The 12,956-nt window shown below is 66.9% G+C and carries 13 protein-coding genes and 1 tRNA gene; 7 read left to right on the forward strand and 7 right to left on the reverse strand.

The window, feature by feature from the left end; genetic code table 11:
- Nucleotides 1-135: 135 nt before the first annotated feature.
- Entirely contained in the window at nucleotides 136-2,208 is a 2,073-nt protein-coding gene (locus tag AC6CR5_RS24835) for an AsmA family protein (RefSeq protein ID WP_150101521.1), read from the forward strand.
- 6 nt (nucleotides 2,209-2,214) lie between these two features.
- On the opposite strand, the gene AC6CR5_RS24840 is transcribed toward AC6CR5_RS24835, so the two are convergent.
- Together AC6CR5_RS24840 and AC6CR5_RS24845 are read right to left on the reverse strand one after the other, a co-directional pair.
- Complete coding sequence (locus AC6CR5_RS24840; protein WP_238920173.1) at nucleotides 2,215-3,810, reverse strand: sensor domain-containing diguanylate cyclase; 1,596 nt, start codon at nucleotides 3,808-3,810, stop codon at nucleotides 2,215-2,217.
- Between the two features lie 11 nt (nucleotides 3,811-3,821).
- Nucleotides 3,822-4,466, reverse strand: coding sequence for a TetR/AcrR family transcriptional regulator (locus AC6CR5_RS24845; protein WP_200220855.1), 645 nt, complete (start codon nucleotides 4,464-4,466; stop codon nucleotides 3,822-3,824).
- Between the two features lie 117 nt (nucleotides 4,467-4,583).
- Between AC6CR5_RS24845 and AC6CR5_RS24850 the strand changes: the two genes are divergently transcribed.
- From AC6CR5_RS24850 to AC6CR5_RS24860, 3 genes are all read left to right on the forward strand, one after another.
- The gene (locus AC6CR5_RS24850) at nucleotides 4,584-5,330 is read left to right on the forward strand and encodes an SDR family NAD(P)-dependent oxidoreductase (protein ID WP_150101519.1); all 747 of its coding nucleotides are present in this window, start codon (nucleotides 4,584-4,586) and stop codon (nucleotides 5,328-5,330) included.
- Between the two features lie 173 nt (nucleotides 5,331-5,503).
- Nucleotides 5,504-5,579, forward strand: a tRNA-Lys gene (locus AC6CR5_RS24855).
- Nucleotides 5,580-5,894: 315 nt separating this feature from the next.
- Nucleotides 5,895-6,839, forward strand: a complete 945-nt coding sequence (locus AC6CR5_RS24860) for a metallophosphoesterase (RefSeq protein WP_173000776.1) — start codon at nucleotides 5,895-5,897, stop codon at nucleotides 6,837-6,839.
- A 129-nt stretch (nucleotides 6,840-6,968) separates the two neighbouring features.
- On the opposite strand, the gene AC6CR5_RS24865 is transcribed toward AC6CR5_RS24860, so the two are convergent.
- Nucleotides 6,969-7,592: an FMN-dependent NADH-azoreductase gene (locus AC6CR5_RS24865; protein WP_173000777.1), complete on the reverse strand. Its 624-nt coding sequence runs from the start codon at nucleotides 7,590-7,592 to the stop codon at nucleotides 6,969-6,971.
- Between the two features lie 342 nt (nucleotides 7,593-7,934).
- Between AC6CR5_RS24865 and AC6CR5_RS24870 the strand changes: the two genes are divergently transcribed.
- From AC6CR5_RS24870 to AC6CR5_RS24880, 3 genes are all read left to right on the forward strand, one after another.
- A complete protein-coding gene (locus tag AC6CR5_RS24870) occupies nucleotides 7,935-8,618 on the forward strand; it encodes an HAD family hydrolase (RefSeq protein ID WP_238920174.1) in 684 nt (227 codons plus the stop codon).
- Nucleotides 8,619-8,702: 84 nt separating this feature from the next.
- Complete coding sequence (locus tag AC6CR5_RS24875; protein ID WP_035183793.1) at nucleotides 8,703-9,350, forward strand: YiaD family glycine zipper/OmpA-like lipoprotein; 648 nt, start codon at nucleotides 8,703-8,705, stop codon at nucleotides 9,348-9,350.
- Nucleotides 9,351-9,361: 11 nt separating this feature from the next.
- Complete coding sequence (locus AC6CR5_RS24880; protein WP_020925100.1) at nucleotides 9,362-9,688, forward strand: 4a-hydroxytetrahydrobiopterin dehydratase; 327 nt, start codon at nucleotides 9,362-9,364, stop codon at nucleotides 9,686-9,688.
- Between the two features lie 56 nt (nucleotides 9,689-9,744).
- On the opposite strand, the gene AC6CR5_RS24885 is transcribed toward AC6CR5_RS24880, so the two are convergent.
- The 4 genes from AC6CR5_RS24885 to AC6CR5_RS24900 form a co-directional block, all read right to left on the reverse strand.
- Entirely contained in the window at nucleotides 9,745-10,200 is a 456-nt protein-coding gene (locus AC6CR5_RS24885) for a MarR family winged helix-turn-helix transcriptional regulator (protein WP_498085018.1), read from the reverse strand.
- Entirely contained in the window at nucleotides 10,197-10,418 is a 222-nt protein-coding gene (locus tag AC6CR5_RS24890) for a hypothetical protein (RefSeq protein ID WP_006388842.1), read from the reverse strand. The genes AC6CR5_RS24885 and AC6CR5_RS24890 overlap by 4 nt, the downstream gene beginning before the upstream one ends.
- Nucleotides 10,415-12,049 (reverse strand): FAD-dependent monooxygenase, encoded by a 1,635-nt coding sequence (locus tag AC6CR5_RS24895; RefSeq protein ID WP_241059498.1) that lies wholly within the window; start codon nucleotides 12,047-12,049, stop codon nucleotides 10,415-10,417. Before AC6CR5_RS24895 ends, AC6CR5_RS24890 begins: the two co-directional genes overlap by 4 nt.
- A 135-nt stretch (nucleotides 12,050-12,184) precedes the next feature.
- Nucleotides 12,185-12,883 carry a DUF6776 family protein gene (locus tag AC6CR5_RS24900; RefSeq protein WP_006388844.1) on the reverse strand — a complete coding sequence of 233 codons (699 nt, stop codon included), beginning with the start codon at nucleotides 12,881-12,883 and terminating at the stop codon, nucleotides 12,185-12,187.
- Nucleotides 12,884-12,956 lie beyond the last annotated feature (73 nt).

Consider the following 12,956-nt stretch of genomic DNA (forward strand, 5'->3'; position numbering starts at 1 on the left):
GGGCTCTCTATGACATGGAAAAATCCGTACACATTATGGGGCCGGCAAGCTTAACCCGCCCGGCCGGGCGCGCTACCCTTGAGGGTAAATAGGGCCGGTATCGGCATTCCGGCGGCAACGGCAAGGATCATAACGATGACACGCAAAACAAAAATAGCGGGCGGAATCGTGGGGGGCGTTGTCCTCCTGGTGGCGGTGCTGGTGGTGGTGGTCGCGACCTTCGACTGGAACCGTGCCCGGCCGATGATCAACGAGCGGGTCAGCGCGGCCATCGGCCGTCCCTTCGCCATCAATGGCGATCTCAGCGTGGAATGGTCGCGGGAATCGGACGAAGGCGGCTGGCGTGCCTGGGTGCCATGGCCGCGCGTCGTGGCCAATGACATCAGCGTCGCCAACACCGAATGGGGCAAGGCGCCGCAGTTCGCCACCCTGAAACGCGGCGAGTTCAGCCTGTCGCCGCTGCCGTTGCTGAGCCAGCGGGTGGTGATACGTCGGATCCAGCTGACCGAGCCCGCCGCCGACCTGGAGCGGCTGGCGGATGGCCGCGCCAATTGGGTTTTCACGCTGCCCGAGTCGGGCGAGCCGTCGCCCTGGGTGCTGGATATCAATGAAATCGGCTTCGACAAGGGGCGGGTCGGCCTGTCGGACGCGATCCTGCAGGCCGACCTGACCGTGGTGGTCGACCCCTTGGGCAAACCGGTGCCTTTCGCCGATGTCGCGGGCGCTTCCTTCGTGCCGGAGGATGCGGCCGCCACGGCGCCGCGCGACTACGTTTTCGGCTGGAAGGCCGAGGGCAAATACAAGGGCCTGGCGACCAAGGGCGAAGGCAAGGTGGGCGGCATGCTCGCCTTGCAGGACCCCAGGCAGCCCTTCCCGGTGCAGGCCGATGTGACAATCGGCGGCACCAAGGCAGCGGTCGCCGGCACGCTGACCGACCCGGTGAACCTGGGCGCGCTGGACCTGCGGCTGAAACTCTCCGGGGGGTCGATGGCGCAACTGTATCCGCTGACCGGCGTGACCCTGCCGGACACGCCGCCGTATTCGACCGACGGCCATCTGGTGGCCAAGCTGCGCAACGCCGGCGGCGCCGTCTTCGATTACCGCGACTTCAACGGCCGGGTCGGCGGCAGCGACCTGCACGGCGACGTGTCGTTCGCGTTGAGCGCGCCGCGTCCCAAGCTGACCGGCAAGCTGACGTCCAGGCAGTTGCGCATGGAAGACCTGGGGCCGCTGATCGGCGTGCCCTCGGGCAAGCAGGCGCCGGCCCAGGACAAGCCCAAGGATGCGCCGGCCAAGCGGGCCGGCGGCAAGGTCCTGCCGACCCAGGCGTTTCGTACCGATCGCTGGCGCGACATGGACGCCGACGTGGCGCTGGAGGCCGGCCGCATCGTCCATGACGCCAAGTTGCCCCTGTCCGATCTGTCGGTCCATCTGGTGCTGCAGGACGGCCAGCTGACGCTGGACCCGCTGCGCTTCGGCATGGCGGGCGGCAGCATGGCCGCGACGGTGCGGCTGGACGGTTCCCAGCAGACGCTTACGGGACGCGTCGACATGCATGCGCGGCGGCTGCGCCTGAAGCAGTTGTTTCCCTCCGCGCAGGCCATGCAGAAGACGCTGGGCGAACTCAATGGCGACCTGGCGTTGTCCGGCACCGGCAATTCGGTGGCCGCGCTGCTGGGATCGGCCAGCGGTGATGTGAAGATGCTGGTCAACGATGGCGTGATCAGTCGCAGCCTGATGGAGATCGCCGGACTCAATGTCGGCAATTATGTGGTCTCCAAACTGTTCGGTGACGACGAGGTGAAGATCAACTGCGGCGCCGCCGATCTGTCGATGAAGAACGGCGTGATGACACCGCGCGTATTCGTGTTCGACACCGAGAACGCGCTGATCAACATCACAGGCACCACCGATTTCAAGAACGAGAAACTGGATCTGGACATCACGCCGGACAGCAAGGGTTTTCGCATCTTCTCGCTGCGTTCGCCGCTGTACGTGCGCGGCACCTTCGGATCGCCGGACGTGGGCGTGCACGTGGGACCGCTGGCGGCGCGCGGCGCGGGCATGGTGGCGTTGGGCGTGATCCTGACGCCCGCCGCCGGCCTGCTGGCCCTGATCGCGCCCAGCACGACCGACGACAATTCTTGCGGCACGCTGCTCAAGCAGATGCGGACACCGCCCAAGGCGCCCGAGCCCAAGGGCAAGTAGGCGCGGTCAGCGCGGCAGCGCCATGCGCGCGCCGTCCGCGGCATGGTTGTCCGCCACGCAGACCGCGTTGCGGCCGTGGTTCTTGGCGTAGTAGAGGGCGCGGTCGGCGCGTTGCATGACTTCGTCCAGCGTCGCGCCATGGGCGGGGTAGCAGGCCACGCCGGCCGACAGGGTGATGGGCGCGGGCAGGCCCGTGTCGGTCCCCAGCCGTTCGAGTTTCAGGCGCAGGCGCTCGGCGGCGCCCACCGCGGCCGCCAGCGACGCGCCGGGCATCAGCATCACGAATTCCTCGCCGCCGCTGCGGGCGACGGTGTCGCCGCCGCGTGAACCTTCGGTCAGCAACGCCGCCAGAATCTGCAGGGCGCGGTCGCCGGCGGCGTGGCCGTAGCGGTCGTTGATGTTCTTGAAGTGATCGATGTCCAGCGCCACGATGGCCAGCGGCGTCTCGGCCGCCTGCAGCAACGCCATGGCCTCGTTCAGGCCACGCCGGTTCAGCAGGCTGGTCAGGGTGTCGGTGGTGGACGCGCGGCGCAGGTCGCGGATCTTGTGCTGGATCGACGTCAGTCCCATCAACAGCGCGCGCTTGAGCTGCGAGGCTTCGAAATACCAGGAGCGCACCTTGCGGATGCGCTCGGCGGAATCGGGGTCCTGCATGCGCTTGGCAATGCCGGCCAGCTCGCCGAGCGGGCGGGCGATCCAGCGCGACAGCAACCAGATCAGCACGATCGACATCACCAGCAACGGCAGAGTGTTGCGCGCCGTCGCCATCAGCAGATCGTTCAGCGGCAGCAAGGTGCTGGCGACCGGCCGTTGCGCGATGATGGTCCAGCCGGTGCTGGGCACGGGCGCATAGCCTGCCAGGATCGCGTTGCGGGAGGCGTCGGTGAAACGGATTTCGCCGGTCTCGCCGCGCAACGCCGCGGCCAGCGCGGCCTTGTCGGCGGACGCCTGGCCGAGGCGGCTGCGGTCCGGATGGTAGATCAGGGTGCCATCGCGCGACAGCACGTACAGCAGGGAATCGTCGCGGTTGAAATGCTGGCCCAGCAGGCGGTCCAGCACGTTGTCCTCGTGCAGGTAGAGCGTGCCGGCGATATAGCCGAGATAGCGGTAGTCGCGCGAGAAGATGGGATGGGTGTACAGGATCAGCCAGCGCCCGTTGCTGGCGCGAAACGGTTCGCTGATGAATGGCCGCCGCGTGGTCAGCGCCGTCTTGGCGGCGTCGCTGGTCATGTGCTGGCCCCGCAGCTGCGGATACGAGGTCGACACCGCCAGCACCTCGCCTTGCGCCGATACCACGAAGCTGGAGTTGAAATGGCCCAGCTGCTCTTCCTGGCGGCGGGTTTCCGACGCCATGAGTTCGGGATGGGCTTCCATGTCCGCCAGCGCATCGGCGCTATAGGCCAGGTGCCGGCGCAGGTCTCCAAGGAAATACTCGGTGGTGGCCGCCAGCTTGGCCGCGTAGACCCGGTTGCTCTCTAGCGCGTTATGCAGCAGCAGGTCGCGCTGCACCAGGTAGCTGGCATGCAGGCCCGCCGCCAGTACCAGGAAGATCGACAGCAGGCTGATCCAGAGGATGAGGCGCCGTAGGTCGATGCGGAGCATGGAAGGGGGCGTCAGGCGTGGGCCCGGCCGGAGGGCGGGTCGGATTGGGGCGCGCTGCCTGTGAGCGCATCCCAGGCGCACATTGCCTGGCGCGCCACGGCTTGCAGGGTCTTGCGGCTGGCGCCGTCGCGCGCCTGGATCGACATTCCGTGAAGGATCGTGGTGTAGAACGCCGCGAGGCCTTTCAGGTCGGCCCCCGCGGGCAGCTCGCCGGCGCTGGCGGCAGCGGTCAGGCGGGCGAGGATGCGGCCTTGCATTTCGCGGCGGTTGTCGCCCAGGAAGACGCCCACGCCGTCGTGGCTTTCCGCGCCGGACGGCGCGCCCAGCACGATCAGGCAACCGGGCGGGGCGCCGGGGGCGGTGAAGCGCTCGGCCGCCGCCAGCAGCATGCCGCAGACCCCTTCGCGGGCGGTGGCGCCCGCGGCCAGCGCGCGGCGCGAAGCGGCGCCATCGGTGTCGCGATAAAGCTGCACGGCCTCGCGAAATAGTCCTTCTTTTGAGCCGAATGCGCCGTAGAGGCTGGGCGAGTTGATACCCATCGCGGCCGTCAGATCGGTTAGCGATGCTCCTTCGTATCCCTTCGACCAGAAGACTTCCATGGCCTTGCGCAAGGCCTGGGCTCGGTCGAAGTTCCGGGGGCGCCCACGTTCTGCCATATGCGCGTGATTTTACTCGGGACAGATATTTTGTGTTGATCGATAAAAAAATCATTGACGCCCGTTCGTGGGCGTCGGATCATATTTGTACTGATCACTACAAATTAAGGTTGAACCATGCAGAATCTGAACGGAAAAGTGGCTTTCGTGACCGGCGGCAGCCGCGGCATCGGCGCGGCGATCGTGCGGCGCCTGGCCGCCGAGGGCGCCGACGTCGCCTTCACCTATGTCAGCGCGTCGTCGCGCGACAGCGCCGCCGCGCTGGCACGCGAGCTGGAAGCCGGCGGCCGCCGCGCGCGGGCCATCCAGGCGGATTCGGCCGATCCGGCGCAGGTGCGCCAGGCGGTGGAGCAGGCCGTCGACGAACTCGGGCCGGTGGACGTGTTGGTGAATAACGCGGGCATCTTTCTCGCCGGCCCGCTGGGCGAGGTCACGCTGGACGACTACGAGCGCACCATGAACATCAACGTGCGCGCGCCATTCGTGGCCATCCAGGCGGCGCAGGCGTCGATGCCGGACGGCGGGCGCATCATCAATATCGGCAGCTGCCTGGCGGAACGCTCGGGCCGCGCGGGCGTGACGCTGTACTCGGCCAGCAAGTCGGCGTTGCTGGGAATGACGCGTGGACTGGCGCGCGACCTTGGCGCGCGCGGCATCACCGCCAACGTGGTGCACCCGGGGCCCATCGACACCGACATGAACCCGGCCGACGGCGAACGCGCCGGCGACCTGGTGGCGGTGTTGTCACTGCCACATTACGGTGAGACGCGCGACATCGCGGGCATGGTCGCCTTCCTGGCCGGGCCGGACGGGCGCTACGTGACCGGAGCCAGCCTGGCGGTGGATGGCGGCTACGCGGCCTGATCGCGGCGCTTCGGTTGTCCCCGACTGGCAACTTTTTGCGGCGGATCGACAACCGACTTGCACATTTAAAAAAAGCTCCCTATAATCTCGCTTCTTCGCAGTTCAAACACAACGAAACGCAGCGGCAACGACGCGAAAGCGCCGAATCCCAAGCAGGTGTGAATGAGCATGCAGGGCTGTTAGCTCAGTTGGTAGAGCAGCGGACTCTTAATCCGTAGGTCGAGTGTTCGAGCCACTCACAGCCCACCAGAATTCTCTAGTAGTGCCAAGCGCTTAGCCCACCGGAAACGGTGGGCTTTTTGCTTTTCGGGAATTTTGGCCGCGGGAGTTTCGCCGCGCGTATTTCGACCGCGCAGTTTTGGCCACGCAGTTTTGGCCATACATCTTCTGGCCTCACATGTTTTGGCCTTACACCCCCTGGGTTGTCTGGAACAACGCCAACCTTTTCGCGTGTGTATCATCGTCCTCGACAAGGCTGCAGAGGCTGTTGGATTGGCGTCATCTCCCCAGCCTGTCGGGCGCGTCCCGCAGATCGTCAGAGGGGGAAGCCATACAGGAGGATGCATGTACGACATCATTGGCGACATCCACGGAGAGGACCTGAAACTCGAGGGGTTGCTGCGCTGCCTCGGATACGTGCCGGCGGGCAGGGGCTACAAGGCCCCGCAGGGCCATCAGGCAATATTCCTTGGTGATCTGGTGGATCGAGGCGCGGGGCAGCGCCGTGTCCTGGAAATCGTCCGCGCCATGATGGATGATGGCCAGGCTTTGTGCATCATGGGTAACCACGAATTCAACGCCATTGGCTATGCCACCGAAGACCCGCACAATCCAGGCGAGTTCCTGCGCCCCAATCGTGGCGATTCGGAGAAGAGCCGAAAGAACCGCAAGCAGCACAGTGCCTTCATCAATCAGATAGGTGAAGGCAGCCCGGAGCATGCCGCCTGGGTCGCCTGGTTCCGCCAGTTGCCGCCCTACATGGACTTGGGCGGCATTCGCGTTGCCCATGCATGCTGGGACGACGGTGCCGTCAAGGCGTTGGCCGATGCGGGCTGGCTGCCTGGCCAGCCGCTGGATGACGCCATGCTGGTGGCCACTCATGAAAAGGGCTCGGATCTGGAGCGAGCGAGAAAGCTGCTCACTTCAGGCGCGGAGTTGGCTTTGCCTGACGGCCGCTACATAGAGGACAAGGAGGGGCACCGTCATTACGAGGTGCGGCTGGCCAATTGGCGCGATTGGGCGAGCGCTTTGCATGAGGTCGCCTTGGTGCCTGCTGGCCAGGAAGCACAGATTCATGGTTTGGCATTGCCCGAGGGCTTCAACCGGACTCCCACCACCGGCGCGCCCATTTTCATCGGCCATCATTGGTTCAAGGGGCAGCCCAGGATCGAGAGCGGGAAGCTCGCATGCCTGGATTGGTCGGCCGCGGCGGGCGGCCCCCTCGTGGCGTACCGTTGGGACGGAGAAGACACGTTGTCCAATGAAAAGCTGGTCTGGGAAAGGGCATAACGCCGCCACGGAGTCACCGGCACTCGCCACCAGGAAGTACCGACAGGCGGGATAGCCATGGCCGCCTGGCAGTACTCCGCCGGACGAGACTGCCGCCGGAACCCGCGGACGAGGAGGGGCGGCCCCGGACTAGAAATCCGCCGCCATCGTCGCGGCGTCAGCCCGGCCTCGCGCAATGGTCTCCGTCGCTCTGCCATCCCAGGTGTGTTCCACCATCAGGCGCCGGATCTCCTTGACGCCGATGAACCGGAGCCAGAAGTCGAGATAGTCGGCCTGGTGCGCGAAGCCGGGGCTGGCCGCGTATGTGGACGGATCGTGGCACTGTCCGCGCACGTGGATGACCAAGGCGCGCGGGATGCCGAGCAGCGGTTCGTAGGCCTTGCCGTCGAAGCCGAACAACATTCCGCGCTGGCTGACCAGGTCGATCAGCTGCTTGAGCTTGTAGGGGTAGTCGAAATTCCACATCGGCACCCCCAGGACGATCCGGTCCGCTTGCTGGAAGCGCCGCGCGAGCGCGCCGATGCGTGTCCAGATCGACGCTTCGGCAGGGTCCAGCGGTTCTTTCGACACGCCTTTGTACTTGGCGCCTATCGCCTTGCCGTCGAATTCCGGCAGGTCTTCCTCCCAGACATTCAGCGTATCGACCTGCAGCGCGGGACAGGCCTTGCCGTAGGCATCGATGAAGGCGTTGGCGATGGAGATCGACGCGGAGCGGGGGCCGCGCGGGGAGGACTCGATGTTCAAGAGACGCATGCTGCGTGATCCGGAGAAGGGCGGGAAGGGCCGGCCGCGGCCAATCACGCCACGCCGGGCAAGATAATTGCAATTGCAATTGTTTCGACGGCGATTTTATCGTGACCCGATTCAATTGCAAGCCCGGCCGCTCCGCGCGTTCGCGCGCCGCCGGACGGCACGTTTTCGTGATCGTGGCGATCGCCTGGACTGCCCTGGATCGCGCCGCGCAAGCCTGCCGTGCCGACTTCGCGCCCGCCTGCCGGCATTAAGGTTCAACTTAAAGGTGCTTGCATCCAGGCTAAATCACGGCCAGCGGCCATGTCTCTATAGTGGTGCCATCGAATTCCAAGGAGTATTGCCATGTCCGCCGTTGCCGCGCCCGCCGCCTATCCCCGTGTCGTGTTGTTCGATCTGTTGACCGCGTTGCTGGATTCCTGGACGGTGTGGAATGCCGCCGCGGGGGCCGAGGCGCGAGGCCGGGCCTGGCGCGCGGAATATCTGCGCCTGACCTATGGCTGCGGCGCATACCAGCCGTATGAGCAACTGGTCGAGGCGGCGGCCGTGGCGGTCGGATTGCCGGCCAGCGCGCCGGCGGCGTTGGAGGCGGGTTGGGATCAGCTTGCGGCGTGGGATGGAGCGCGGGAGTTGCTGGCGGCCTTGCGGCCGCACTGCCGGCTGGGCGTGGTGACCAATTGTTCGCGGCGCCTCGGCCACCGCGCGGCGGACCTGCTGGGCGTGGATTGGGACGTGGTGGTGACTTCGGAAGAGGCGGGGTACTACAAGCCGGACCCGCGGCCCTACCAGCTGGCGCTGGCGCGCCTGGAAACGCCGGCATCGCAGGCGGCGTTCGTGGCGGGTTCCGGATATGACCTGTTCGGCACCAGCAAGGTGGGGCTGGCCACCTACTGGCACAATCGTGTCGGCCTGGCATTGCCGGCGGGCGCGCCGGCGCCCGCCGCGCAGTCGGCGCGACTGGAAGATGCGTTGCCGTGGCTGGCCCGGTTCGGCGGGGCCGGCCGCGACGGTACAAACTGTTGCGCGTAGCCGGCTGACACGGGGGACGGACCTGGGCTTAACATGATCCTGCCGGCATGGTGCCGGCGCACCGACAGGATCGTGGAGGTTGTCATGTACTCAAGAACAATGCTCAAGCGTATCGCTGTAGTCGCGGCATCGGGCGCCCTGCTGGCGGGTTGCGCCACCCAGCAGCAAACCAATACCGCCGTGGGGACCGGGGCCGGCGCCGCCGTGGGGGCCGGCATCGGCGCCCTGATCGGCCATGGCACCGGCGCGGCCGTGGGCGCCGGCATCGGCGCGGTGGCCGGCGGCCTGATCGGCTACAACTGGAAGGTGGTGAAGGACGATGTGCAGCGCTCGGGCGCGACTTCGCTGGGCATCGATGTGGTCGAAATGCCGGATGGCAGCCTGAAGGTCAATATTCCCAGCAATGTGTCCTTCGACACCGACAAGACCGATCTCAAGCCGGCGTTGCTGCCGGTGCTGGACAGCGTGGCGCGTTCGCTCAACCAGCATCCCGAGTTGCGCGCCAAGGTGGTGGGCCATACCGACAGCACGGGTGCGTTGGCGCACAACCAGACCCTGTCGGTGAACCGGGCGCGCAGCGTGACGGATTATCTGTCGCGCCAGGGCGTGGCGGCGACACGGCTTTCGGTCGAGGGACGCGGACCCAGCGATCCGATCGGCGACAATGCCACCGCCGAAGGCCGGGCGCTGAATCGCCGGGTCGAAGTCTATCTGTACGCGGTCAAGTCGTAGCGGAGTTCACCATGAGCATGTTTCCCCCAGCCCGCATTGGCACCGACACCGCGGTCGCCGCCCTGTCCGGTTGGCAGGCGGTCGCGATGCGCGACGCCATCGAAAAGCGCTTCCGGTTCCCCAATTTCAACGCCGCTTTCGGCTTCATGGCGCGCGTGGCCATGTTCGCCGAGAAGCTCAATCACCACCCCGAATGGACCAATGTCTATAACCGGGTGGACGTCATGTTGACCACGCATGACGCGGGCGGCGTGACCGAGCTGGATGTGCGCATGGCGCAATTCATGGACGAGGCCGCCGCGCAGATGGGCGCGACCGCGCCGAAAGCGGGCCTCTAGGAGGCGGCGGGAAGGCAGTCCGCCCGCCCACCGGCGGGCGGACGAGCCGGCGGCGCTCAGTCTTGCGGCGCCTCGGGGCGTTCGCGCTGGTGCGCGATCAGGCGGTCGAGCATGTCGCCCAATTGGCGCTGCTCTTTGGCGCTCAGGCAGCCGAAGATATCCTGGTTGCGGCGCGCGATCAGGTCGATGATGCGCCGATACTGCGCCTGGCCGGTGGGGGTCAGGGACAGCACGACGCCGCGGCCGTCCGCGGCCGAATCCTTTTTCTCGATCAGCCCGCGCCCGGCCAGGGCCTGGGCCGAACGGCTGGCCTGGCCTTTGTTCAGGTTGGCGGCCCGGGCCAGGTCGTTGACCGATAGCGGCGCGTAGCGGCCGATGGCCGCCAGGCAGCGCGCTTCCCCCAGCGGGATGCCGCAATCTTCCAGGTAGGCGCGATTCGTGTCCCGGTCGGTGATCTTGTTGATCACGTGGAGGCGATAGGTCAGGAATCGTTCGAGGGCGGGCGTGGTCACGTCGGGCTGTCGGCGGTGGCGGCGGGATAGTTTGCCACAGGGGCGGCGCAGGCGGCCTCGGCCTGCGCCAGCAAGGCGCAGGCCGCCTGGGCGTCGGGCAGGCGCGCCAGCGCCGACAGGCCCAGGATCGACAGGAACAGCGGCGCCCGCGCTTCGCCCACCCGTGTCAGGGCCTGCGCCATCCGGGTGTAGACCTGGTCCAATTGGTCGTCGTTCATGGTTGTGTCTCCTGGCGGGACGATTCGAGCATGGGGTAGTAGGGCGCCAGTGCGGCGCGCAGGGCCGTTGCGTCGGGCATGGCCCAGCGGCCCATCACGTAGCCGTCCGGGCGCAGCAGCCAGGCCGTGCCGGGTTGCGAGCCAAAGCGGTCGTGCAGATGCCCGTGCGGATCGCTCCAGGCGCCCGGCGCGGGCCCGCCCACCACGATCGTGACCAGCGGGCAGGGCGCCTGGCGGGTGGCGGCGGCCAGCCTTTGCAGGCCAGCGGCCATCGCCGCATCCGGCGCGCAGGCCAGCAGCACGAAGCCCTGGCCGAAACAAGCGCTGAGGTAGCGCGGAACGGCGTCGGCATCGGCCAGCAGCAGGTCGGGAGCCGGCTGGCCGGGCGCGGCGGCCAGGGGCTGCGCGGCGGCATCGTCCGCCAGGTTCAGCGGCGAGCCCTCGTAGGAGATGGGGGCGGACTGGCGCGGATTGATCAGCGGCCGCACCCGCTCGTCGCTCAAGGCCAGCCGCAGCGCGGCCTCGCGCATCAGCCGAAAGCCGAAGTCGGGGGGCGCCATGAATTCGGTGCTCTTGGCGCCGTAGGCCAGGTTCTGGCGGGTGGCGTGGACGCGTTCGTCGCTGTAGCTGTCGAGCAGGCTGTCGGGCGCCTGGCCGCGCAGGACCCAGGCCAGCTTCCAGGCCAGGTTGCCGGCATCGTCCAGGCCCGAATTCAGGCCGCGCACGCCGAAGATCGGCACCAGGTGGGCGGCGTCGCCCGCGAACAGCACGCGGCCATGGCGGTAGCGCTCCAGCGTCAGGCATTTGGCGTTGTAGAGCGAGATCCAGAGCGGCTTCCATGGCGCTGTTTCGCCAATCATGTCCAGATGGCTCTGCACGCGGGGCAGCACGTTGCCGGGGGCGACGGCGTCGGCCGCGTCTTCGTCGTCGCGGATCTGGTAGTCCACCCGCCAGACATTGCCGGGTTGGCGGTGCATCAACAGCGTCGAGCCGGGGTTGGAGGGTGGATCGAACCAGGCCAGCCGTTCCACCGGCCGGCGGGACGCCTGCTCGATATCGACGATGACGTAGCGGCCTTCGTATTGCATGCCCTCCAGCTTCAGGCCGAGCGCTTCGCGCACGCTGCTGCGCCCGCCATCGCAGGCCACCAGCCAGTCGGCCCGCAAGGCATGGCGGTGTCCGGCGATGTCCACATCGACCTGCACGCCGTCCGCCGTCGAGCGCACGCCGACGGCGCGGGCGGACCAATGCAGTGCCGCCGGGCCTGGCTGGCGTTGCAAGGCCTGATGGGCGTATTCCTCGACGAAGTACTGCTGGATGTTGACCATGGGCGCGAAGCGCTGCAGCGGGTCGTGCGGCATTTCGAAGTGCAGCACTTCGCGGTCGCGGTAGTAGCTGCGGCCGCCGGTCCACGGCAGTCCGGTGGCATTGAGCGCCGCGTCGGCGCCGATCCAGCCGAGTATTTCCTGCGAGCGGCGCGAGATGCAGATGGCGCGGCTGCCGTCGCAATAGCCGTCGTCGGCTTCCAGCGTGAGCGAGGCGATGCCGTAGTGCGCGAGCAGGGCGGCCAGGGTGAGCCCCACCGGACCGCCGCCGACGATCAGGACGGGCACGTGGGCAGGCAGTGTCATCAGGTCTCCGATAGTTGGTTGTTTGCGCAACTATATGATCGAAATAGTTGAGAGCGCAACTATTTCAGCTGGACCAAAAAAAACCCGCCGGCGAGGGCGGGTTCCGTGTGGCGCGATGGCGTTCAGTTGCGCACCTCAGTTGCGCACGTAATAGATGCGCATCGCCTGCTGTTTCTGGTTGCCGTCCATGACGCGCAGCACCACGACCTTGGGCGTGAAGCCGTCCGGCAACTTCAACTGGCCCAGGGCGTAGTCGTAACGGTCGACATTGAGGGCGGGGCCTTCCGGCGTGACGGTGGCGGCGCGGCCATTGGAGTAGCTGCCATCGATCGAGAAGGTGAGCGTGCCCTTGAAGGGCGCGCCGGTGCGCTCTTCGCGCATCACCAGCACCTGATAGTCGAGCAGGCCGGGCTGGCGCTTGAAGGTGGCCGAGCGGATGCCCAGGTTGCCGCCGCGCGGATCGGGCGGCATGGCGTCCTGGAACAACACCAGTTCCTTGTTCAGCGTGTCCAGCTTGGCGCGGGCGTCGGCCAGGTCCGCGGTGAGCTTTTCATGGCCGGATTTGTTGGCGTCGCGCTGCTGCGTGGCTTCTTCGAGCTGGCTTTGCAGGCGCTGGTTTTCCAGCTTGGAGGCGCTGAGTTCGGTGTGCAGTTGTTCGGATTGCTCGACGGTCAGCCGCTGCGGGCCGTAGTTGGTCTGCAGGAAGAGCACGCCGCCCGCGCCGAGGGCGATGCCCACCAGCAGCAGGACCAGCCAGCGCGGCATGCGGCGCGTACGTTGGCCGGGTTGGTATACGGAGGGCTTGAATACGGCCCGTTGCGATCTTCCAAACATCCCCATTCCTAGAAAACGTCCTGTGTGTTGTGCCTGGCCGCGCGCCGCGCGCACTGGCCAAAGCGTCAGAGAA

The organism is Achromobacter sp. EG18 (genome assembly GCF_059759395.1).